Source organism: Thioalkalivibrio sp. (assembly GCF_041690275.1).
In the GTDB taxonomy this organism is placed as follows: Bacteria; Pseudomonadota; Gammaproteobacteria; order Ectothiorhodospirales; family Ectothiorhodospiraceae; genus Thioalkalivibrio.
Window position 1 is genome coordinate 26,692 of the sequence record NZ_JAWLHP010000006.1, and the last position, 20,277, is coordinate 46,968.

Annotated in this window: 18 protein-coding genes; 1 reads left to right on the forward strand and 17 read right to left on the reverse strand. The window is 68.6% G+C overall.

The features are described from left to right. Positions 1-315: 315 nt before the first annotated feature. The 17 genes from ACESMN_RS01865 to ACESMN_RS01945 form a co-directional block, all read right to left on the reverse strand. Positions 316-906, reverse strand: a complete 591-nt coding sequence (locus ACESMN_RS01865) for a L,D-transpeptidase family protein (protein ID WP_373051886.1) — start codon at positions 904-906, stop codon at positions 316-318. After that, entirely contained in the window at positions 903-2,408 is a 1,506-nt protein-coding gene (gene purF, locus ACESMN_RS01870; RefSeq protein ID WP_373051887.1) for an amidophosphoribosyltransferase, read from the reverse strand. The genes ACESMN_RS01865 and purF overlap by 4 nt, the downstream gene beginning before the upstream one ends. Positions 2,409-2,442: 34 nt before the next feature. Further along, entirely contained in the window at positions 2,443-2,946 is a 504-nt protein-coding gene (locus ACESMN_RS01875) for a CvpA family protein (protein WP_373051888.1), read from the reverse strand. A 123-nt stretch (positions 2,947-3,069) separates the two neighbouring features. Then, positions 3,070-3,624, reverse strand: a complete 555-nt coding sequence (locus ACESMN_RS01880) for an SPOR domain-containing protein (RefSeq protein WP_373051889.1) — start codon at positions 3,622-3,624, stop codon at positions 3,070-3,072. A 231-nt stretch (positions 3,625-3,855) separates the two neighbouring features. Then, the gene (locus tag ACESMN_RS01885) at positions 3,856-5,148 is read right to left on the reverse strand and encodes a bifunctional folylpolyglutamate synthase/dihydrofolate synthase (protein ID WP_373051890.1); all 1,293 of its coding nucleotides are present in this window, start codon (positions 5,146-5,148) and stop codon (positions 3,856-3,858) included. Positions 5,149-5,254: 106 nt separating this feature from the next. Beyond that, positions 5,255-6,220 carry an acetyl-CoA carboxylase, carboxyltransferase subunit beta gene (gene accD, locus ACESMN_RS01890; protein ID WP_373051891.1) on the reverse strand — a complete coding sequence of 322 codons (966 nt, stop codon included), beginning with the start codon at positions 6,218-6,220 and terminating at the stop codon, positions 5,255-5,257. A 37-nt stretch (positions 6,221-6,257) separates the two neighbouring features. After that, a complete protein-coding gene (trpA, locus tag ACESMN_RS01895) occupies positions 6,258-7,088 on the reverse strand; it encodes a tryptophan synthase subunit alpha (RefSeq protein WP_373051892.1) in 831 nt (276 codons plus the stop codon). Beyond that, a complete protein-coding gene (gene trpB / locus ACESMN_RS01900) occupies positions 7,085-8,296 on the reverse strand; it encodes a tryptophan synthase subunit beta (protein ID WP_373051924.1) in 1,212 nt (403 codons plus the stop codon). The genes trpA and trpB overlap by 4 nt, the downstream gene beginning before the upstream one ends. A gap of 1 nt (position 8,297) precedes the next feature. Further along, positions 8,298-8,924, reverse strand: a complete 627-nt coding sequence (locus ACESMN_RS01905) for a phosphoribosylanthranilate isomerase (RefSeq protein WP_373051893.1) — start codon at positions 8,922-8,924, stop codon at positions 8,298-8,300. Positions 8,925-8,977: 53 nt separating this feature from the next. Continuing rightward, positions 8,978-9,790, reverse strand: a complete 813-nt coding sequence (gene truA / locus ACESMN_RS01910; RefSeq protein ID WP_373051894.1) for a tRNA pseudouridine(38-40) synthase TruA — start codon at positions 9,788-9,790, stop codon at positions 8,978-8,980. Continuing rightward, a complete protein-coding gene (locus tag ACESMN_RS01915) occupies positions 9,790-10,560 on the reverse strand; it encodes a hypothetical protein (protein ID WP_373051895.1) in 771 nt (256 codons plus the stop codon). The genes truA and ACESMN_RS01915 overlap by 1 nt, the downstream gene beginning before the upstream one ends. After that, on the reverse strand, positions 10,550-12,868 hold the full coding sequence (locus ACESMN_RS01920; RefSeq protein WP_373051896.1) for a FimV/HubP family polar landmark protein: 2,319 nt from the start codon (positions 12,866-12,868) through the stop codon (positions 10,550-10,552). The genes ACESMN_RS01915 and ACESMN_RS01920 overlap by 11 nt, the downstream gene beginning before the upstream one ends. A gap of 123 nt (positions 12,869-12,991) precedes the next feature. Continuing rightward, entirely contained in the window at positions 12,992-14,026 is a 1,035-nt protein-coding gene (locus ACESMN_RS01925) for an aspartate-semialdehyde dehydrogenase (protein ID WP_373051897.1), read from the reverse strand. Positions 14,027-14,053: 27 nt separating this feature from the next. Continuing rightward, positions 14,054-15,127 (reverse strand): 3-isopropylmalate dehydrogenase, encoded by a 1,074-nt coding sequence (leuB, locus tag ACESMN_RS01930; protein ID WP_373051898.1) that lies wholly within the window; start codon positions 15,125-15,127, stop codon positions 14,054-14,056. Between the two features lie 280 nt (positions 15,128-15,407). Then, complete coding sequence (gene leuD / locus ACESMN_RS01935) at positions 15,408-16,049, reverse strand: 3-isopropylmalate dehydratase small subunit (protein WP_373051899.1); 642 nt, start codon at positions 16,047-16,049, stop codon at positions 15,408-15,410. 3 nt (positions 16,050-16,052) lie between these two features. Then, positions 16,053-17,462 (reverse strand): 3-isopropylmalate dehydratase large subunit, encoded by a 1,410-nt coding sequence (gene leuC / locus ACESMN_RS01940; protein ID WP_373051900.1) that lies wholly within the window; start codon positions 17,460-17,462, stop codon positions 16,053-16,055. Between the two features lie 343 nt (positions 17,463-17,805). Continuing rightward, positions 17,806-19,515, reverse strand: coding sequence for a 2-isopropylmalate synthase (locus ACESMN_RS01945; protein WP_373051901.1), 1,710 nt, complete (start codon positions 19,513-19,515; stop codon positions 17,806-17,808). A 199-nt stretch (positions 19,516-19,714) separates the two neighbouring features. Between ACESMN_RS01945 and ACESMN_RS01950 the strand changes: the two genes are divergently transcribed. Further along, the gene (locus ACESMN_RS01950; RefSeq protein WP_373051902.1) at positions 19,715-20,218 is read left to right on the forward strand and encodes an Lrp/AsnC family transcriptional regulator; all 504 of its coding nucleotides are present in this window, start codon (positions 19,715-19,717) and stop codon (positions 20,216-20,218) included. Positions 20,219-20,277 lie beyond the last annotated feature (59 nt).

Genomic DNA, 20,277 nt, shown 5'->3' on the forward strand with positions numbered 1-20,277 from the left:
TCGACGCAACGCCGCATCGCGGCTGGAAGCCGCTCCCACCACCCCTGCAGGAGCGAGCGGGCACGCGAATGCGCTGCTGGCGCGCCAAAACCGCCGGGCGCCGGGGAATGCCGCCCGGAGGGCTGGGGTTCTGTGGGAGCGGCCTGCGGCCGCGATGGCCCTGGGCAGTCGACGCAACGCCGCATCGCGGCTGGAAGCCGCTCCCACCACCCCTGCAGGAGCGAGCGGGCACGCGAATGCGCTGCTGGCGCGCCAAAACCGCCGGGCTGGCGGCCCCCTCCAGGCCGCGGGCCCTGTCGGCGATCGGGCGCCGGGTCAGGTGGCGTCCGGGAGAATCAGGACCAGGGAATGCAGGGGTACTCGGGGAAACAGCGCGATGATGTCCGCGTTGCGCATCCGGACGCAGCCGTGCGAGGCCGGAGTCCCGATGCGTCCCTCCTCGTCGGTGCCGTGGATGTAGATGTAGCGGCCGAAGCTGTCGAGTTTTCCGCCACGATTGTGGCCCGCCTCCAGGCCCTCGAGCCACAGTATCCGCGAGGTGATTCGATCACCGGGACCATGTTGCCCGGGATCGGTGAGCACCGGCGCGATCTCGCCGGTGGCGACGCGGCCACGAAAGACGGTACCGGCGGGCGCCGCATCACCGATGCGCCGCGCCACCCTGTGCAGACCCAGCGGGGTCTGGCCACTGCCCTCGCGGTTACCGACCCCGTTTGCGGCCGTCGAGACCGGGTAGTGCTCCGGCGGGTGTCCACGATCCACGACGTACAGCCGCTGCTCGTCGATGCGCACCACCAGTATCGGGCGGCCCAGACCCGCCGGCTCCCGTAGCAGCGCGTCGCGCGCCACGCGCTGCAGCCACCCGGTATCCGCCGCCTCGATGCCGGTAGCGGCAGCCCCGGTCATTTCTTGTTGGCGAGATCGAGCACCTCGCCACTGGTTGGTTCGGAGGCGCTGCCGTCCGCACGCGCCGAGGCCACGTAGTCGAGGTATCCGGGGTCTACACCCGTCACGTATTCGCCGGTGAACACGGAACAGTCGAAGTTCGCGATGGACCGGTTGCCGCGCTGGACCGCTGCGATCAGGTCCTCCAGGTCCTGGTAGATCAGCCGGTCGGCGGCGATCGCAGCGCAGACCGAATCCTCGTCCCGCCCGTATGCAATCAGTTCGTTCGCGGCGGGCATGTCGATACCGTAGATGTTGGGAAAGCGCACCGGCGGAGCCGCCGACGCAAAGTAGACCTTGCGCGCACCGGCCTCCCGCGCCATCAGTACGATCTCGCGGGAGGTGGTCCCCCGGACGATCGAATCATCCACCAGCATCACGTTCTTGTCACGGAACTCGAGCGAGATCGCGTTGAGTTTCTGCCGCACCGACTTCCGGCGCCGCGTCTGCCCGGGCATGATGAAGGTCCGCCCGATGTAGCGGTTCTTGATGAAGCCCTCGCGGTACTTGATGCCGAGTTCGTGTGCCATCTCGAGTGCGACGGTGCGGCCGGTATCCGGAATCGGCACGACAACGTCGATGTCGTGATCCGGCCAGATCCGGCGGATCTTCTGGCCCAGCCGGGTGCCCATGCGCATCCGCGCCCGATGCACGAAGATATTGTCGATCACGGAGTCCGGGCGCGCGAAGTAGACGTGCTCGAATATGCACGGGTGCAGCGACGCGCCGGGCGCGCAGTAACGCGTCGCGACCTCGCCGTCCGGGGTGATGAAGATGCCCTCTCCCGGGCCGAGGTCGCGCTCCAGTTCGAAGCCCTGAGACTCCAGCGCCGCGCTCTCGGAGGCCACCATCCATTCCACGCCCCCTGACATCTCCCTGCGCCCATAGACCAGCGGCCGGATGCCGAAGGGATCGCGGAAGGCCACCAGCCCACGCCCCGCGATCATGCCAACCACCGCATAGGCGCCCTCGGCCCGCTCGTGCACCCGCGCGATCGCGTTGAACACCGCGTCCGCGGTCAGACCATTGTCGAGGAATCGAAGCAGCTCCTGGGCGAAGACGTTCAGCAGGATCTCCGAATCCGAATCGGTGTTGATGTGCCGGCGGTCCGTGGCGAACAGGGCCTGGTTCAGCTCCCGGGCATTGATCAGGTTGCCGTTGTGGCCGAGGGTGATCCCGAACGGCGAATTCACGTAGAAGGGCTGGGCCTCGGCGGAGCTGGCGGTGCCGGCCGTCGGGTAGCGCACATGCCCGATGCCCATGTTTCCGACCAGGCCGCGCATGTGCTGGGCCTGAAAGACGTCGCGGACCAGGCCGTTGTCCTTGCGCAGGTGCAGGCGGCCCTGCGCATCCGACGTGACGATGCCCGCCGCGTCCTGTCCCCGGTGTTGCAGAACCAGCATCGCGTCATAGAGCAGCTGATTGATCGCGGCGGTGCCGACGACACCTATGACTCCACACATGACGACTCCAATGGGCTGTGGATCCGGCCGCGGATCACAGCTCTTCCCGCAGATCGCGCAGACGTTCCTGGAGCGCCTCCGGCAGCTGGCTCAGCACCCATCCGACGAAGCGCTCGAATTCGGGCACCAGGCGGCTCTGCTGCCACCAGGACTCCTCCGGCACCAGCGTCAGCGATGCCAGGAAGACCAGCAACGCAATGATCAGCACGCCCCGCAGGAGCCCGAAAACAATGCCCAGCGACCGGTCGGTACCGGTCAGGCCCGTGCCTCGAACCAGGCGGGTCGCGACGATACCTGCGATTCCGCCGACGATCAGGACCAGGATGAACAGGATTGCGAAGGCGATGCCAAGGCGCAGGGTCTCGTCACTGAAGGCCGCCGGGAGGTATTCCGCGGTGGCCCCGGCAAAGCGGATCCCGACCCAGATCGCCACCACCCAGGTCGCGACCGAAAACACCTCGCGCACGAAGCCGCGATAAAGGCTGATCAGGCCTGAAATGGCGATGATCGCGATGAATAGGAAGTCGATCCAGTTCACGTCATCCGAGTCCCATAACCCCTGGCTGAAGCCGGGCGCCGTTCAGCGGCAGCGGCAGCAGTCTATTCCAGACCGGGGGCGCTGGCTTGCCCCCACACGTTTCCCGCGGTCGCAGGGCCCCGATCACGGGTGCGCCACCACGATCCCGGTGACATCCATCCTGCGCTGCAGGTCATCACGCAACCGCAGGGCCGCGTCCCGCTCTGCCCGCGGCCCCGCCTTCACGCGCCAGACCTCGCGGCCATTGGCCGTCCCGCGCTCCACGAAGGCGGTGAATCCGGCCTCGCGCAGCCGCTGGACCTGATCGCGGGCATTCGCCTCCCTGCCGAAGCTGCCGACCTGCACTGACCAGCCGACCAGCGGCCCCGTGGCCTCCGCCGTGGCCGCATCACGGCCCCGGTCGCCCGGAACCGGCTCAACCGGAGAGGCCTCCGGCAACTGCACCACGGATGTCGCGTCGTCACCGTGCTCGCCAACGTGCTCCGTCCGGAGTTCCGGGGCGGGCGCCGGCGGCGTATGCGGCTCGACGAACACCGGGCGATCCGGGATTGGCCGTTCCACATCCTGCATCGCCTCGTAACCGGCGCCGTCGAACAGCCACGGCAGAAAGAGCACGGCGAGAAAGATCAGCACGATCGCGCCGACCATCCGGTAGCGCACGGGAGGTTCCACGGTCATGCGCCACCGGGCTCGCCGGTCCCGGCGCTCGCCAAAGCGCGGCGTTCCACTCTCCGCTGCGCGGCTCCGGGAATGGAAGACGGATTCATGTTCGGCAACGGATCACTCTTCTCGGTTGGGCCGGGCGGGACGCCGGGCCTGGCGGGTCAGCCCGGCCCGGCCCGGCAAGTGCAGAAGTATAACGGTCCGCGCAGGGATTTTCCGGCGTCGGCCGATGCCTGTCCCGGGGCATCAGCCCGTCAGCGCCTGCGCTCCGGCGGGGTCCAGGGATTCCAGCACGGCCTGCACCGTCATAAAGGATCCGAACACGACCACACGCCCGCCGGGACCGGCGGCGGCCGATGCCGCGGCGATCGCCCCGGCCGGATCCCCGGCCGCAACCACGCGCGACCCGGGCAGGCCCTCGAGTTCCCGCGACAGCGCACTCGCCGGCAGCGCGCGCGCCCCCGGGATGTCGATCGGGATCCAGACGTTCACCTGTCCCTGCAGCGCCTCGAAGATCGGGCCTCGCTCCTTGTCCGCCATCACGGCCACGATCGCCACGACCGGACCCGACACCGGGTGGCCGGCAAGCCAGCCGGACAGTTCGCGCGCCGACTGCGGGTTGTGAGCAACGTCCAGCAACCACTCCGGGTTGCCGGGCAGGCGCTGCAGCCGGGCGGGCGGCGACGTCCCCAATCCGGCGCGGACGGCATCGGCCGTCAGCTGCCGCTGCAGCCCCAGCAGGTGCAGCACGGCCAGCGCGGTCGCCGCGTTCCGTCCGCGCGCGCCCTCCAGCCGCTCGCACTCGCCCGGATGCAGGCCGAGATGCATCGTCGTGTCCGCCCAGCACCAGCGCCCCCCGGCACCATCCGGCACCAGCCGGTAGTCCTGGCCCAGACGGAATACCGGGACACCAAGTCCGAGAGCTGCCTCGAGCACGCTGGCCGGCGGGGTCTCCTCGCCCAGCGCCACCGGACGGCCCGCGCGCATGATCCCCGCCTTCTCCAGTCCGATCTGCTCGCGATCGTCGCCCAGCCATGCCTGGTGATCCAGGTCCACGCAGGTGATCGCGGCAACGTCGGCGTCCCAGAGGTTCACCGCGTCCAGGCGTCCGCCGAGCCCGACCTCGAGCACCTGAAAATCGACCCCTCGCTCCCGGAACAGCCAGCCGGCGGCCAGGGTGCCGAATTCGAAATAGGTCAGCGGGCAGGTCCCGCGAGCCATGTCCACCGCCGCGAAGGCACGGCAGAGATCCGAGTCGGAGGCGGGGACCCCGTCAACGACCACGCGCTCGTTATACCGCAGCAGGTGCGGCGACGTGTACAGGCCAACCCGAAGGCCGAGCGCCTTCAGCAGCGCGGCGACCATGGTCGCCACGGTGCCCTTGCCGTTGGTGCCCCCGACGACGACGGTCACCGGTGCCCGTTCCCGCAGCGCCAGGGCATCGGCGACGACCCTCACCCGATCGAGGCTCAGATCGATCTTCCGGGGATGCAGGGTCTCCTGCCAGTCGAGCCACTGCTGCAGGGTATCGAAACGCATCTCTACGCGCTCAGTCCGTTTGCGATCCGGCGGCCGCGCCTACGCGCGGACAGGAAGGATCCGGGCGCGCAGGAGCAGACTCAGCGCTGACGGCCTGGTGGACAAGTCAGCCCGGCTCCCGATGGTCTTCCTGACCGGGTTGGGCCGATGCCGCCCCGACCGGTTCAGCGGCAGGCATGCTGCGGCTCGCCTCGCTCGTCTCCGTCACGTTGGCCGGCGCGATGTGGTGGGTCAGCATTGCCAACAGCGACGCCAGGCGGCGGCGCATCTCGCGCCGGTCGATGATCAGATCCACGGCGCCGTGCTGCAGCAGAAACTCGGAGCGCTGAAATCCCTCCGGCAGGGTCTCGCGCACCGTCTGCTGGATCACCCGCGGCCCCGCAAAGCCGATCAGCGCCTTGGGCTCGGCGGCGTTGATGTCTCCGAGCATCGCGAGGCTGGCCGACACGCCGCCCATGGTCGGATCGGTCATCACGGAGACGAAGGGTATGCGTTCCTCGCGCAGCCGTGCCAGCGCGGCACTGGTCTTCGCCATCTGCATCAGCGAGAACAGCGCCTCCTGCATGCGCGCGCCGCCGCTGGCGGAGAAGCACACCATCGGAATCCGCTCCTGCAGCGCCCGCTGGGCGCCGCGCACGAACCGCTCCCCGACTGCGGAACCCATCGACCCCCCCATGAAGAAGAAGTCGAACGCGGCGGCGACGATCGGAGCCCCCTCCAGTTCCCCGCGCATCACCACCAGCGCGTCCTTCTCGCCGGTCGCCTTCTGTGCAGTGGCCAGGCGGTCGCGGTACTTCTTGCTGTCGCGGAACTTCAGCACATCGGAGGCCTCGACCGCCCCACCGATCTCCTCCCGCGGGCCCTCGTCGAGAAAGATCTCCAGGCGTCGCCGCGCGCCCACCCGTCGGTGATGTCCGCACTTCGGGCAGACATCGAGATTGCGCTCCAGCTCCGGGCGGTACAGCGTTGCGTCGCAGCCCTCGCAGCGTACCCAAAGCCCCTCCGGCACCGTGCGCTTGCTGACGCTGTCGGTGCGGATGCGCGATGGCATAAGCTTTTCGAACCAGCTCATGGGCGATTCCTTTTCTCCTGCGGTGCAATCCCGCGGATCACACCGCAGCCGGCGCCGTCGTCCGCGCGGCATCCATCGCCGTGCGCATCTCCCGCACCACCTCCGCGGCGGCGGCGCGGAACCGCTCCGGTGCCTCCGGGTACTGTTCGGCGAGGCGCACGATCGCACTGCCCACCACAACCGCATCGGCCACCTGCGCCACCGCAGCTGCGGTGGCCGCATCGCGGATTCCGAACCCGACCCCGAGCGGCAGATCGGAGATCGAGCGAATAACCTCGAGCCGCGCACCGAGGGCGGCCGGGTCCAGGCTCTGGGAACCGGTCACGCCCTTGAGCGAGACATAATAGATGAAACCACGGGCGGCGGCGGCCACATGCTGCAGGCGGAACTCCGACGTGGTCGGCGCCAGAAGGAAGATCGGGTCGAGCCCGGCCTGCTCCAGCAGGCCGGTCAGGTCGTCGCTCTCCTCCGGCGGCAGGTCCACCATCAGTACGCCGTCCACACCGGCCTCGGCGGCCGCGGTCACGAAGACCTCGTGACCCATGCGCTCAATGGGATTCAGGTAGCCCATCAGGACGACGGGCGTGTCCGTATCGGTCTGGCGGAACTCGCGCACCATCTCCAGCACGTCGCGCAGGCGCGTTCCGTGGGCCAGCGCGCGTTCGCAGGCGAGCTGGATCACGGGACCGTCCGCCATCGGGTCGGAGAAGGGGACGCCGAGCTCCAGCAGGTCGGCGCCGGCGGCCACCAGGTCGTGCAGCAGGGGAACGGTCACCTCCGGAGCCGGATCGCCCGCGGTCACATAGGGGATCAGGGCGGCCCTTCCGCTCGCCCGGGTCTCTTCGAAGCGCCTGCGGATCCGGCTCACAGCTCGATTCCCTCCAGGGCCGCGACGGTATTGAGATCCTTGTCCCCGCGGCCGGACAGGTTGATGATCAGGCTCTGGTCGGGCCGCATGCGCGGCGCGATGTCGATCACGTGCGCCACCGCATGGCTGGTTTCCAGCGCCGGAATGATGCCCTCGGTGCGCGTCATGCGGTGGAAGGCACGCAGGGCCTGCTCGTCGGTGACCGACACGTAGGTGGCACGGCCCAGGTCCTTCAGCCACGCGTGCTCAGGCCCGACGCCGGGGTAGTCCAGCCCGGCCGAGATGGAATGGGTCGCGACAATCTGCCCGTCCTCGTCCTCCATCAGGTAGGTCCGGTTGCCGTGGAGCACGCCGGGCTGCCCCGCGCACAGCGGCGCCGAGTGTCGCCCGGTGGCGATACCCTCGCCGCCGGCCTCCACGCCGATCATCTCGACGGAGGGATCACCGAGAAAGGGGTGGAAAAGGCCGATCGCGTTCGAACCCCCGCCGACACAGGCGACGAGTGCATCCGGCAGCCGCCCGGTCATCTCCAGGTGCTGCGCGCGCGCCTCGCGGCCGATCACGGACTGGAAGTCCCGCACCATCGCCGGATAGGGATGTGGTCCGGCGACGGTACCGATAATGTAGAAGGTGTTGTCGACGTTGGTCACCCAGTCGCGCATCGCTTCGTTCAGCGCGTCCTTCAGCGTGCGCGAACCGGACTTTACCGCCACCACGTCGGCGCCGAGCAGACGCATGCGGAAGACGTTGGGAGACTGCCGCTGGATGTCCTCGGCACCCATGTAGACCACGCACTCGAGCCCGAGCCGCGCGGCAACGGTGGCCGTGGCCACGCCGTGCTGCCCGGCACCCGTCTCGGCGATGATACGGGTCTTGCCCAGACGCTTGGCGAGCAGCGCCTGGCCGATGGTGTTGTTCACCTTGTGCGCGCCGGTATGATCCAGGTCTTCCCGCTTCAGGTAGACTTGGGCCCCGCCCAGTTCCCGCGACAGGCGCTCGGCATGATAGAGGGGGCTCGGGCGGCCGACGAACTGCTTGAAATCGGTATCCAGCTCCGCGAGGAACTCGGGGTCCTGCATGTACTTCTCGTAGACCGCCTGGAGTTCGTCCAGCGCGCCCATCAGCGTCTCGGCGACGAAACGCCCGCCGTAGGGACCGAAGTGCCCGCGCGGGTCCGGAAATGCGGCCCAGTCCACTGCCTCTTTCACTTCATTCACGTTCCACCTGCCTCACCATGTTCACGAATTCCCGCACCAGCCGCGGATCCTTTTGCCCCGGCGCTGCCTCGACGCCGGAACTGACGTCGACGCCAAAGGGCCGGGTCACCGCCAGCGCCCCGGCGACATTGCCCGGGTCGAGTCCGCCGGCCAGGAGCCAGGGACGGTCCAGCGGTCCGGGTATCCGGCCCCAGTCGAAACGTTCGCCGGAGCCGCCCATCTTGCCGCCGGCATGGCTGTCGAGAAGAAAACCCCGTGCCGCGGGGTGGGCTTCCATCTCGCGGCGGGGATCCGTCGCATCGCCCATCGCGATCGCCTTCAGATAGCGCAACCCGAAGCGCTCGCAGAACCGGGCCTCCTCGCGACCGTGGAACTGCAGCAGGTCGAGGGAACAGCCCCGCAGCACCCGTTCGACCTCCTCGGGCGCAGGGTCAACGAACAGCCCCACCACCGACACGAAGGGCGGCAATGCGGCGGCGATCGCTGCTCCCTGCTCCACGCTCACCGCCCGGCGGCTGCGTGGATGAAACACCAGGCCGATGGCGTCGGCCCCGGCTTCCGCAGCCGCCGCCGCCTGGCGGGGATCGGTAAGGCCGCAGATCTTGACCCGATAGCGCATGATAACCGGAGAGAGTACCAGAACACGCCCCGCATCGCGGTGAAGGACCGTTCCTACGGGGTGATTGGAACCAGCTCGTGCGCGACCGCCAGTGGCAACCCGAAGCCCGGGTCGTAGTCGACGCCGACGAGGTAGAGACCGCCGGCCGGCGCGGTGATCCCGGAGGCCCGGCGGTCGCGCGCGGCCATCACCTCATCGATCCAGCCGGCGTCGCGCCGGCCCTGGCCAATGGGCAGGAGCAAACCGGCGATGTTCCGGACCATATGGTGCAGGAAGGCGTTGGCGTGCACATCGAGAATCACGTAGCGCCCCTGGCGCGTAACGCTGATCGCGTGCACCGTCTTGATCGCGGACTTCGCCTGGCACGCCGCCGCGCGCAGGCTGCTGAAATCGTGGGTGCCGACGAACCGTTGCGCGGCCTCGTGCATGCAGCGGGCATCCAGTGCATGGCGCCACCACGCCAGACCCGTCGCCTGGATCGCAGGCCGCATCGGCTGATTCGCGATCAGGTACCGATACCGGCGACCGCGGGCCGAGAAGCGGGCATGAAAGCCTGCCGGGACCGGGTGCGCCCATTGCAGCGAGATGCTCGCGGGAAGCCGCGCGTTGCCTCCGAGCAGCCAGTTTCGTCCCTCGCGACGCGCGCTCGTGTCCAGATGGATCACCTGACCGGTCGCATGCACACCGGCATCGGTGCGGCCCGCGCACTGCAGCTCCACCGGGTGGCCGGCAACGAAACCCAGGGCGCGTTCCAGCTCGTCCTGCACGCTCCGGCCATCCTTCTGGCGCTGCCAGCCCAGGAACCCGCTGCCGTCGTACTCGACCCCGAGGGCCCAGCGCTGGACGCATGGCGCGGCCGCCGGCATCACACCCCCGCCGCCGGTGACGCGACGCGCAACATGACCGCGGCCGCCACCGCGAGCCAGAGCAGGGCCACCTGCCAGCGGACGCCGGCATGGCGGCCGCTGGAGGGAGGGTCGGATTCGGCGGCACCGGCCTGCGCGCCCGCTGTGTCCACGCGACCGGCGAGCGCCTGGTCCAGACGCTCGATGAGGAACTCCCGGCCGGCCTTCAGGCGACTCCAGCGCGTCCCCCGAACCCCTTGCCGGAATGTCCGATACTCCGTCTGCTGCGCCTCGAACAGGTCCAGCGCGAGAAACAGGCGCCGTGCAAACGCCTCCCCCCTCACCCCAGCCAGCATCAGCCACCGGCTCAGGCCCCGGATCTGGGCCGGCCGCTCGAAGGCGCTGGTGAGCCAGGCCACCCAGAAGACCACGGACAGCAGTGCGGCGATGCGCAGCCCGGCATCGCCGAGGCCCTCCAGTGACGGGACCAGGTGACCCCAACCCGTGGCACCGGCACCCGGCGATAGCCAGCCGAAGAAGAACAGCAGGGAAAGCAGGAACCACTTCAGGCGCCACGCCAGCCGCAGTCCCCGCCGGAGCGGCCAGTGACCGCCAACCAGCAGCAGCGCCAGCGCGAGGAAGCCCGGGACCAGACCGGCGGGCGAAGGGCTGACCAGCGTCGCCGACAGCGCGACCACCCCGGCAATCGCGAGGCTGGCGGGCAGGTCGGCCGGCATCCCGCCCCGCGAGTGGCCGCCCCGGCCGCCGGCAGCGCCGGCTTCAGCCGTCACCGCCCTCGATCTGCCGCCGGATCTCCTCCACCTTGGCCTTCTGCGCATCGGTCGCGGTCGGCGTGATCTCCTCGAGCAATCCCAGCGCGCCGTCGCGATCGCCCATCTCGACAAAGGCCTCGGCAAGACTGAGCTTCATGCCGTTTTCCGAGTTGTCGCTCCCGGCGTCCGCCCCGGGCCGATCGCTCCCTTCCTGATCCATCGGCTCAAGGTCGGGAAGCGTCAGTTCGGGAAGCCCGTCGGGGTCACGATCCGCATCGGCCAGCCGGCCCGCGGTCGCGGCGCCGTCCTCCGGGTCGTCCAGGTCGAACCGCAGCGAACGGTACTCGTCTTCCTCCTCGCGCGGCTCCCCGCCCTTTCCGGCAGGCTCATCGCTCTCGCCCGAGAGGTCGAAGGTCAGGGGTTTCTCCAACGCATCCGGCCCCGAAGCCGCATCCTCTTCGTTCCCGCCCACGGCGACCTCGTCCGTAGTCTCTGGTTGCGGGAATCGCGACTCCGCGACCGCGACGCGTTCGCGCAGCGCATCCTGCCCCGGCCCGAGCTCGCCACGCACGGCCTCGGCCTCGCGGCGCACCGCATCGCCGTCTTCATTGGCAGCGTGCGCCTCGATCAGCCGGACCCGGTACTCCGGATCCTCGCGTCCGTCCCGAATCGCGCCCTCGAGTGCCGCAATGGCCTGGTCGTTCATGCCGTAGGCGAGATAGAGGTCGACGTCGGCAAGGATGTCGTCCGCCTTCTCCTCCCCGACATCGACCTCTTCACCGGGACCGGCGAAGCCTTCGTCGGCCGGACGCTCGTCCCGCTGTGCCGCCGCAACACCGGCGGCACCCACGACCGAGCCGGCACCCGTGGCCGCCATCGTGCGCGAGGCCGCCTCTTCGGACGCCGGCACTGCGCGGTCCGCCGCTGCCGGCGCCGACCGCGCCGGCGCGACGCCTCCCCGGGAACTCACGGGCACGTCGTAGGCGGACTCGGACCGGCGCGTCCGGAACACGGATACCAGCAGGAGCAGGAAGAGCAGCACGGAGGTCGCGGCAAGGAGGAGCAGGAGCGGATCGGCCAGCAGCCGTTGGTGCAAGGGTGCACCCGCGGCTCCACTGCCCAGCAGCTCTTCATCCCGCTCCGCGCGCAGGGCCTGCATCTGCTCCTCGAGCCGTGCGAGCTCGGTGTTCATCATGCTGATGCGCTGGTCCCGCTCCTCGAGTTCCGTGCGCAGCGAACTCAACTCGTCCTGCAGCTCACCCACCGCCACCTGCTGAGAGAGCACCGCCTCCTCGATGGCCGGCTCCCCGGTGCCCGCAACTGCCATGGCCTCGAACGCGTCCTCTCCAAGGATCTCCAGCCGGTCCGTCACGGCGGCCTCGGCATCGGCCACCACTGCTTGCCCGTCGGCAGCGGGATCGGGAGGGGCTTCCTCGAGCTCTTCGGAGGCGGCTGCCGGATCGGCCGCGGGTTCCGGTTCCGCCTCGGCTACGGCTTCGGGCGGCGGCGGCTCTGCCTCGGCTGAGGTCTCCGCCACCGCTTCGGAAGCGGGCTCCTCTGTGGCGACCGCGCGCGTCGGCGCGGTGCGCTCGCGCCACTCCGCAGTCTGGCGCCGGAATTCCTCAAGCGCCTCTTGCCTGCTGTAGCCCGCGACCTCCGCCTGTCCGGGCAGCGTCAACCGGGCTCCCGCACGCAGCTGATTGATGTTACCGCCGATGAAGGCCCCGGGATTCGCATCCCGGATGGCAAGCATCGCCTGCTGATCCGTGACGCCGGTGTAACCCTGACGGCGGACGATCGCCGCGAGCGTGTCACCACTACGCACGCTGTAGGTATCGGCGACCGTTCCTGTTTCCGCGCGTGCGGGCGCCGCGGGCGCGTCGCGCGTCTCCGGCTGGGGCGTGCGACTGATTGCGGGCGCGGCGCTGCGCTCCGGGGCAAAGGCCACTGGCGGGTCCAGAAGGATCGTGTATTCGCGCAGGACCCGCCCGGACCCCCAGCTTGCCTCGAGCAGCAGGCCCACATACGGCTCACCCACCGGCCGCTGCGTACTCAGAAGGACCACCCGGCTGGTCCCGCTTCCCTCGATCGAGATCGTCAGGTCCTCGGGGACCGCCGCGCGGGGCAGCCCGAACCTCCGGTACGCCTCCGCGGAGGCGAGGCGGATCTCCACCTCGTCGCCGGCCAGCGCACTGCCCTCGGCCCGGAACTGGGCCTCGAGTGGCTGGTTCAGAGACGACCGGACCTGAAGTTCCCCGAGACTCACATTCGCCGTCGCGGATGCCGAGATCCCAAGCAGAATCAGCAGCAGAAAGAGTCTTCGCACTTGTCCCCCCTCGGCAGTGCACTACACGAACGGCATGAAATCAGGACAGGCCCCACTGCCGGCGTCCATGGCACAAAGGATGCCCTGTTTATTAAAGGAGATTAACAGAGACGGATTGAGCCGTCACCGCTTCCCCAGGTAGTCCCGGATCAGCACCTCCGCGATCTGGATCGTGTTCAGCGCCGCGCCCTTGCGCAGATTGTCGGATACCACCCACATGTCCAGTCCCCGCGGGTGGGAGATGTCCTCGCGGATCCGGCCCACGAACACCGGATCGGTCCCGCTACCCTCCGTCACCGCCGTCGGGTAGCCGCCCGGCTCGCGCCCGTCGAGGACGGTGACGCCAGGCGCGCCGGTCAGCAGGTCGCGGGCCCGGTCCGCGCTGATCTTTTCCCTGGTCTCGATGTGCACCGCCTCGGAATGGCCGTAGAAGACGGGAATGCGAACCGTCGTCGGGTTCACCTGGATCGACTCGTCACCAAAGATCTTCCGCGTCTCCCAGACCATCTTCATCTCTTCCTTGGTGTAGCCATTGTCCATGAAGGCATCGATATGCGGCAGGGCGTTGAAGGCGATCTGCTTGGGATAGACCTGGCACTCCACCGGTCTCCCGTTCAGCAGCGCCGCGGTCTGGTGCGCGAGTTCCTCGATCGCGTCCTTGCCGGTGCCCGATACCGCCTGGTAGGTGGCCACGTTGATCCGCTCGAGGCCAACCGCGTCACGGATGGGCTTCAGGGCCACCAGCATCTGGATGGTCGAGCAGTTCGGATTTGCGATGATCCCGCGCGTACGGTAGCCGGCGATCGCCTCCGGATTCACTTCGGGCACGACCAGCGGGATGTCGTCGTCGTAACGGAACTGCGAGGTGTTGTCCACGACCACGCAGCCCGCGGCGGCCGCCTTCGGTGCATAGATGGCCGAGACCGAGGCACCCGGCGAGAACAGGCCCACCTGAACCTTGCCGAAATCGAAGTCGGCGAGATCCTCCACCACGAGCTCGCGCTTACCGAAGGCCACCCGCTTGCCCACCGAACGTTCGCTGGCAAGGGCGTACACGTTGCGCACCGGGAACTTCCGCTCCGCCAGGATCGACAGCAGGGTCTCGCCGACCGCCCCCGTCGCACCAACGACCGCAACATCGAAGGTATGTTCATTCATTGAGACACCACTCTTTCTCGAGCTTGTTTATGCACCAAGGGCCGTCACCAGCGCGTCGCCCATCGCGGTCGTGCCAACCAGCGTTGCGCCCTCGGAATAAATGTCGGCAGTACGAAGGCCCTGGTCAAGCACCCGCCCCACCGCGTCCTCGATGCGGCGGGCCGCGGCCTCGTGTCCGAGGCTGTGCCGCAACAGCATCGCCACGGACAGCACGGTGGCGATCGGGTTGGCCCTGTCCTGCCCGGCGATGTCCGGAGCCGAACCGTGGATCGGCTCGTACAGGCCGGCCCCTTCGGCGTTGAGTGACGCGGAGGGCAGCATCCCGATGGACCCCGTCAGCATCGAGGCCTCGTCGGACAGGATGTCGCCGAAGATGTTGCCGGTCACCATCACGTCGAACTGTCTGGGCGCGCGCACGAGCTGCATCGCCGCATTGTCCACGTACATGTGCGAGAGCTCCACCTCGGGGTATTCGGCCGCGACCCGGATCACGACCTCGCGCCAGAGTTCCGAGACCTCGAGCACGTTGGCCTTGTCCACCGAGCACAGCCTGCGGCCGCGCTTCATTGCCGCTTCGAAGGCCACGCGCGCGATGCGCTCGATCTCCGTCTCGCTGTACACCGCCGTGTTGAAGCCGACGCGCTGGCCGTCACGCTCCTCGACGCCACGCGGCTGCCCGAAATAGATGTCGCCGGTGAGTTCGCGCACGATCAGCAGGTCGAGCCCGGCAACCACCTCCGGCCGCAGCGTCGAGGCGTCTGCAAGCTGCGGGTACAGGATCGCCGGGCGCAGGTTCGCGAACAGGCCGAGATCGGAACGGATCCCGAGCAGCCCCCGCTCCGGGCGCTTGGAACGCTCCAGATCCTCGTACTGCGGTCCACCGACTGCGCCGAGCAGGATCGCGTCCGCCTCCCGGGCGACTTCCCGCGTTGCCTGCGGATAGGGTTCCCCAACCGCGTCGTACGCGGCACCGCCAATCAGTCCCTCGTCGATCTCGAGCTCAAGACCCTCGAGCTCCGCGACGCGGTCCAGGACCTTCAGCGCCTCGTTGACGATCTCCGGGCCGATTCCGTCGCCCGGCAACACCAGAATCCTCTGCACCTGGTCTGCTCCTCGCACAATGAATACCGCGCAAAGCGCGCTCAGTTCTCCCGCCTCCGGGGAAGAGGGCGGGGCTGGGCCCGGCGAAGGTCAACAACCGCCCCCAATCCATTTTTATCCCAACGCCCACCGCAATCGTCGGCGTCAGCGCATGGGCCGCATCCCCTCCAGCGGGTGTCGGCAGCAGGGATGCCGCCGTCAAGCCTACAGGGATGTAGTCACGGCGTCCCGCTGGAGGGGATGCGGCCCATACGCGCGTCGAAGCCCCGGAGCGGTCACCTCACCCCACGATCAACCACGGGGCCTCCCGGCGCCGGCGCTCCTCGTACGCCCGTATTTCATCCGCATGCTGAAGCGTCAGCGCGATGTCGTCCAGACCCTCGAGCAGTCGGCGGCGGCGATCGGAATCGATCTCGAAACGGAACGCGGGCCCGCCCGGCACCCGCACCTCCTGCGTCTGCAGATCGACCTCGATCTCGAGACCGGGCTCCGCCTGCACGCGCCGAAACAGTTCGTCTACTGCGTTTTCCGCCAGAACAACCGGAAGAAGACCATTCTTGAAGCTATTGCTGAAGAATATGTCGGCAAAGGACGGCGCGATCACCGCGCGGAACCCGAAGTCACCCAGGGCCCAGACCGCGTGTTCACGGGAAGAGCCGCAGCCGAAGTTCTCGCGGGCCAGCAGGATGGTTGCGCGATCAAACGGCGGCTGGTTGAGCACGAATTCCGGGTTCGGGCGCCGCCCGGAATTGTCGGCGTCCGGCTGACCGGGATCGAGATAGCGCCAGTCATCGAAGGCGTTCGGGCCGAATCCCGTGCGTTTGATCGACTTCAGGTACTGCTTGGGAATGATCGCGTCGGTATCGACGTTCGCACGGTCGAGCGGGGCCGCGATGCCCCGATGCACGGTGAATGCCTGCATCCTTCAGCCCTCGAGTTGAGCGGGTTCGACGAAGTGCCCGGCCACCGCGGCTGCCGCAGCCAGCGCGGGGCTGACCAGGTGCGTGCGCCCGCCCTGCCCCTGCCGTCCTTCGAAGTTGCGGTTGGAGGTCGAGGCACAGCGCTCTCCCGACTCCAGCCGGTCGGCGTTCATTGCCAGGCACATGGAGCAGCCGGGCTCGCGCCACTCGAAACCGGCCTCGAGGAAGACCCTGTCCAGTCCCTCGGCCTCTGCCTGCTGCTTCACCAGACCCGAGCCGGGCACCACCATCGCCAGCTTGACGCTATCCGCCTTGCGCCGTCCGCGCACCACTGCCGCCGCCTCACGCAGGTCCTCGATGCGCGAATTGGTGCAGGAGCCGATGAAGACCTTGTCCGGACGGATTGCGGCGATCGGTGTCCCCGCCTGCAGCCCCATGTACGACAGGGCCCTGCGCATGCCCTCGGCGCGCACCGGATCCCGTTCCCGGGCCGGATCCGGCACCCGCCCCGAGACCGGAACCACCATTTCGGGCGAGGTGCCCCAGGTGACCTGCGGCTCGATCCGCGCAGCGTCCAGCTCCACCACGCGGTCGAACCGGGCATCGGGATCACTGACCAGGTCACGCCAGGCAGCGGCCGCCTGCTCGAACAACTCGCCGGTCGGCGCCTGGGGGCGGCCGCGCACGTACTCGATCGTCTTTTCGTCCACCGCGACCATGCCCGCGCGGGCGCCGGCCTCGATGGCCATGTTGCAGACCGTCATCCGGCCCTCGATCGACAGGCTGCGGATCGCGGAGCCGCCGAACTCGATGGCATAGCCGTTGCCGCCAGCGGTGCCGATCGCGCCAATGATCGCGAGCACGATGTCCTTGCCGGTCACGCCCGGACGCAGCTCACCGTCGACCCGGACCAGCATGCTCTGCGACCGGCTCTGCCACAGGCACTGGGTCGCCAGCACGTGCTCGACCTCCGAGGTGCCGATTCCGAAGGCCAGCGCACCGAGCGCGCCGTGGGTGGAGGTGTGGGAATCCCCGCATACGACCGTCATGCCCGGCAGCGTCGCCCCCTGTTCCGGCCCGATCACGTGCACGATGCCCTGACGAAGGTCACGCATGGGGAAGAACCGGAGCCCGTACTCCGCGACATTGTGCTCCAGGGTCTCCACCTGCGTACGCGAGACCGGGTCGGCGATCCCCAGATCCCGGCGTTCGGTCGGCACGTTGTGATCCGGAACCGCCAGCACCGAGCCCCCCCGCCACGGCTTGCGCCCGGCCAGACGCAGCCCCTCGAAGGCCTGAGGCGAGGTGACCTCGTGCACCAGGTGACGGTCGATGTACAGTAGCGTGGTCCCGTCCGGTTCTTCGTGGACGACGTGTGCCTGCCACAATTTGTCGTAAAGTGTCTTGCCGGACATGATTCCTCCTGCTGGCGCGGCAAACGGGCCGCATCATACCTCGTCCGCGGCTGCGGAGCCGCGAATGCATGCCGCGAAAAGGGCGGAATCACGCGTGGGAGCGGCTTCCAGCCGCGATGCCCTCACCCAGCCCCTGCCCCATCGCGCCAGCCGTAGGAGCGGCTTCCAGCCGCGATGCCCTCACCCAGGCCCTGCCCCATCGCGCCCAGCCGTGGGAGCGGCTTCCAGCCGCGATGCCCTAACCCAGGTCCTGCCCGATCGCGCCCAGCCGTGGGAGCGGCTTCCAGCCGCGATGCCCTCACCCAGACCCTGCCCGATCGCGGCCAGAGGCTGCTCCCAAAGGTTACCGGCTGGCGGCCACCGCCGCGGTGTTGGTGTCCGGGTCGACCGCGACGATGCCGCTGCGGGCGACGGCGGTGAGCACTGCCTGCACCGCCGCCCCGGCACTGTCCTCGGCGATCGCAACCCCGGCGACGCGGCGGCCGTCCACTGCCAGCGCGACCGCTGCCAGGGCGCGGGCGCCAGTGCTGTGCTCCAGCGCGTGCTCATCGAACTCCACCACTTCGGCGGCGATCCCGTAGCGGCGCTCCAGCGCGGCGACCAGCGCCGACACCACGCCATCTGCCCGTTCGGTCAGACGCTGCACCACCCCGTCCTGGGCAAGCTGCACATCGATCTCGACCTGGGAGCCCTGCCGGTTCAGCCGGTAACCCTGGAGCTGCCAGCCCTCGGTGGTGTGCAGATACATGCGATCGAACAGGGACCGAATCGAGCGCGAGTCCACCTCGGCGCCGGTGGCCTCGGCCTCCGCCTGTACCGCTCGGGCGAACTCGACCGCCAGCCAGCGCGGGAGGGTGATGCCGTGATCGCGTTCCATGACATACGCGACGCCACCCTTGCCCGACTGGCTGTTGATGCGGACCACCGCCTCGTACTCGCGGCCCAGATCGCGCGGGTCGATCGGCAGGTACGGCACCTGCCAGGGTCCGCCATGCTGCTGCTGGTGGCTCATGCCCTTGCCGATGGCGTCCTGGTGACTGCCCGAGAATGCGGTATAGACCAGTGCCCCGGCCCACGGATGACGCGGATGCACCGGCAGCGCGGTGCACTCCGTGTAGATCCCTTCGATTCGCTCCATGTCTGACAAGTCGATCGACGGATCAATGCCTTGAGAGTATAAGTTCATTGCAATTGTGACCAGGTCCATGTTTCCCGTGCGTTCGCCGTTCCCGAACAGGGTGCCCTCCAGCCGGTCGGCACCGGCCAGCAGGCCGAGCTCGGCGGCCGCGACCCCGGTACCGCGATCGTTGTGCGTGTGCAGGGACAACGCGAAGTGCTCGCGCATGGCGACGTGGTCGCAGAACCACTCGATCTGGTCCGCGAACACGTTCGGCGTGGCGACCTCCACCGTTGCCGGCAGGTTGATGATCACGCGCTGACCCCGGTCCGGACGCCAGATCGCATTCACCGCGTCGACGACGGTCACCGCGTAATCCGGCTCGGTCGCGGAGTAGCTCTCGGGCGAGTACTGGAAGGTCCATTCGGTGTCCGGGTACTCGCGGGCGACGTTCCGCACCCAGCGTGCGCCATTCTCTGCAATCGTCCGCACGCCGTCCCGGTCCAGCCCGAAGACCTGCTCACGCTGCGCCGGGCTGGTGGAGTTATATACGTGCACGATGGCGCGCCGCACGCCGTCCAGGGCCTCGAAGGTGCGCCGGATCAGGTCCTCCCGCGCCTGCGTCAGGACCTGGATGGTCACGTGGTCCGGTATCCGCCCCTCGTCGATCAGCCGGCGGGTGAACTCGAAGTCCGGCCGGGAGGCGGACGGAAAGCCGACCTCGATCTCGGTCAGACCGATCCCGACCAGCAGGTCGAAGAAGCGCAGCTTCTGCTCCACCGACATCGGCCGCTCGAGTGCCTGGTTGCCATCCCGCAGATCCACGCTGGCGAACAGGGGCGCCTGTTCCAGGCGGCGGTCAGGCCAGCGACGATCGGGCTTGGCGATCGCCGGTGTGGCTGCGTACTTGCGGTGATCAAACTGGACTGGGCGCATGGTCGTCCTCCGGGTCTGGTGTCCGAGAGCGTCCGGAAGCCCCTAGGTCCGACGGGGTCGGACGGCGGGCCGCGGATGCCGGGTCATTCAATGGCACCATGATATTCCTGATCCGGCGCAATTGGTCATCTTTTTACACGACAGAACGACACATAACGCAATATAATTGCTATTAATCCCATAAACAGGACAGATTACAATGTCTGCGATCGACCGAGGCAAGCCCCATGCACTGGACCGGAGCGACCGGCGCATCCTGGAGGTCCTGCAGGAGGACGCCGGACTCTCCAACCAGGAACTCTCGGATCGCGTCGGGCTGAGTCCCTCGCCCTGCCTGCGCCGGGTGCGCGCGCTGGAGGAGGCGGGCATCATCGTCGGACGTTACGCGCTGCTCGACCGCAAGCTCCTCGGGCTCGAACTCACCGCGCTGATCCACATCGGCATGGACCGTCACACGCCCGAGCGCTTCGCCGCCTTCGAGGAGGCGGTCTCCGGCTATCCGGAGGTGCAGCACTGCTACCTGATCACCGGGCAGGCCGCGGACTACCTGCTGCAGGTCGTGGTTCCGGACATGGACGCCTACCAGGACTTCCTGCTGCGCCGGATCACCCGGCTCGAGGGGGTCAGCAGCGTGCATTCGAGCTTCGTGCTGCGTCGGGTGATCGACCGCACCGCCCTGCCGCTGGGTTATTTGCGCAAGTGATCCCGGCCGACGCGATCATCGCGGCCGGAGGCCGCTCCCACGAGGGGCCGCTGCTACCG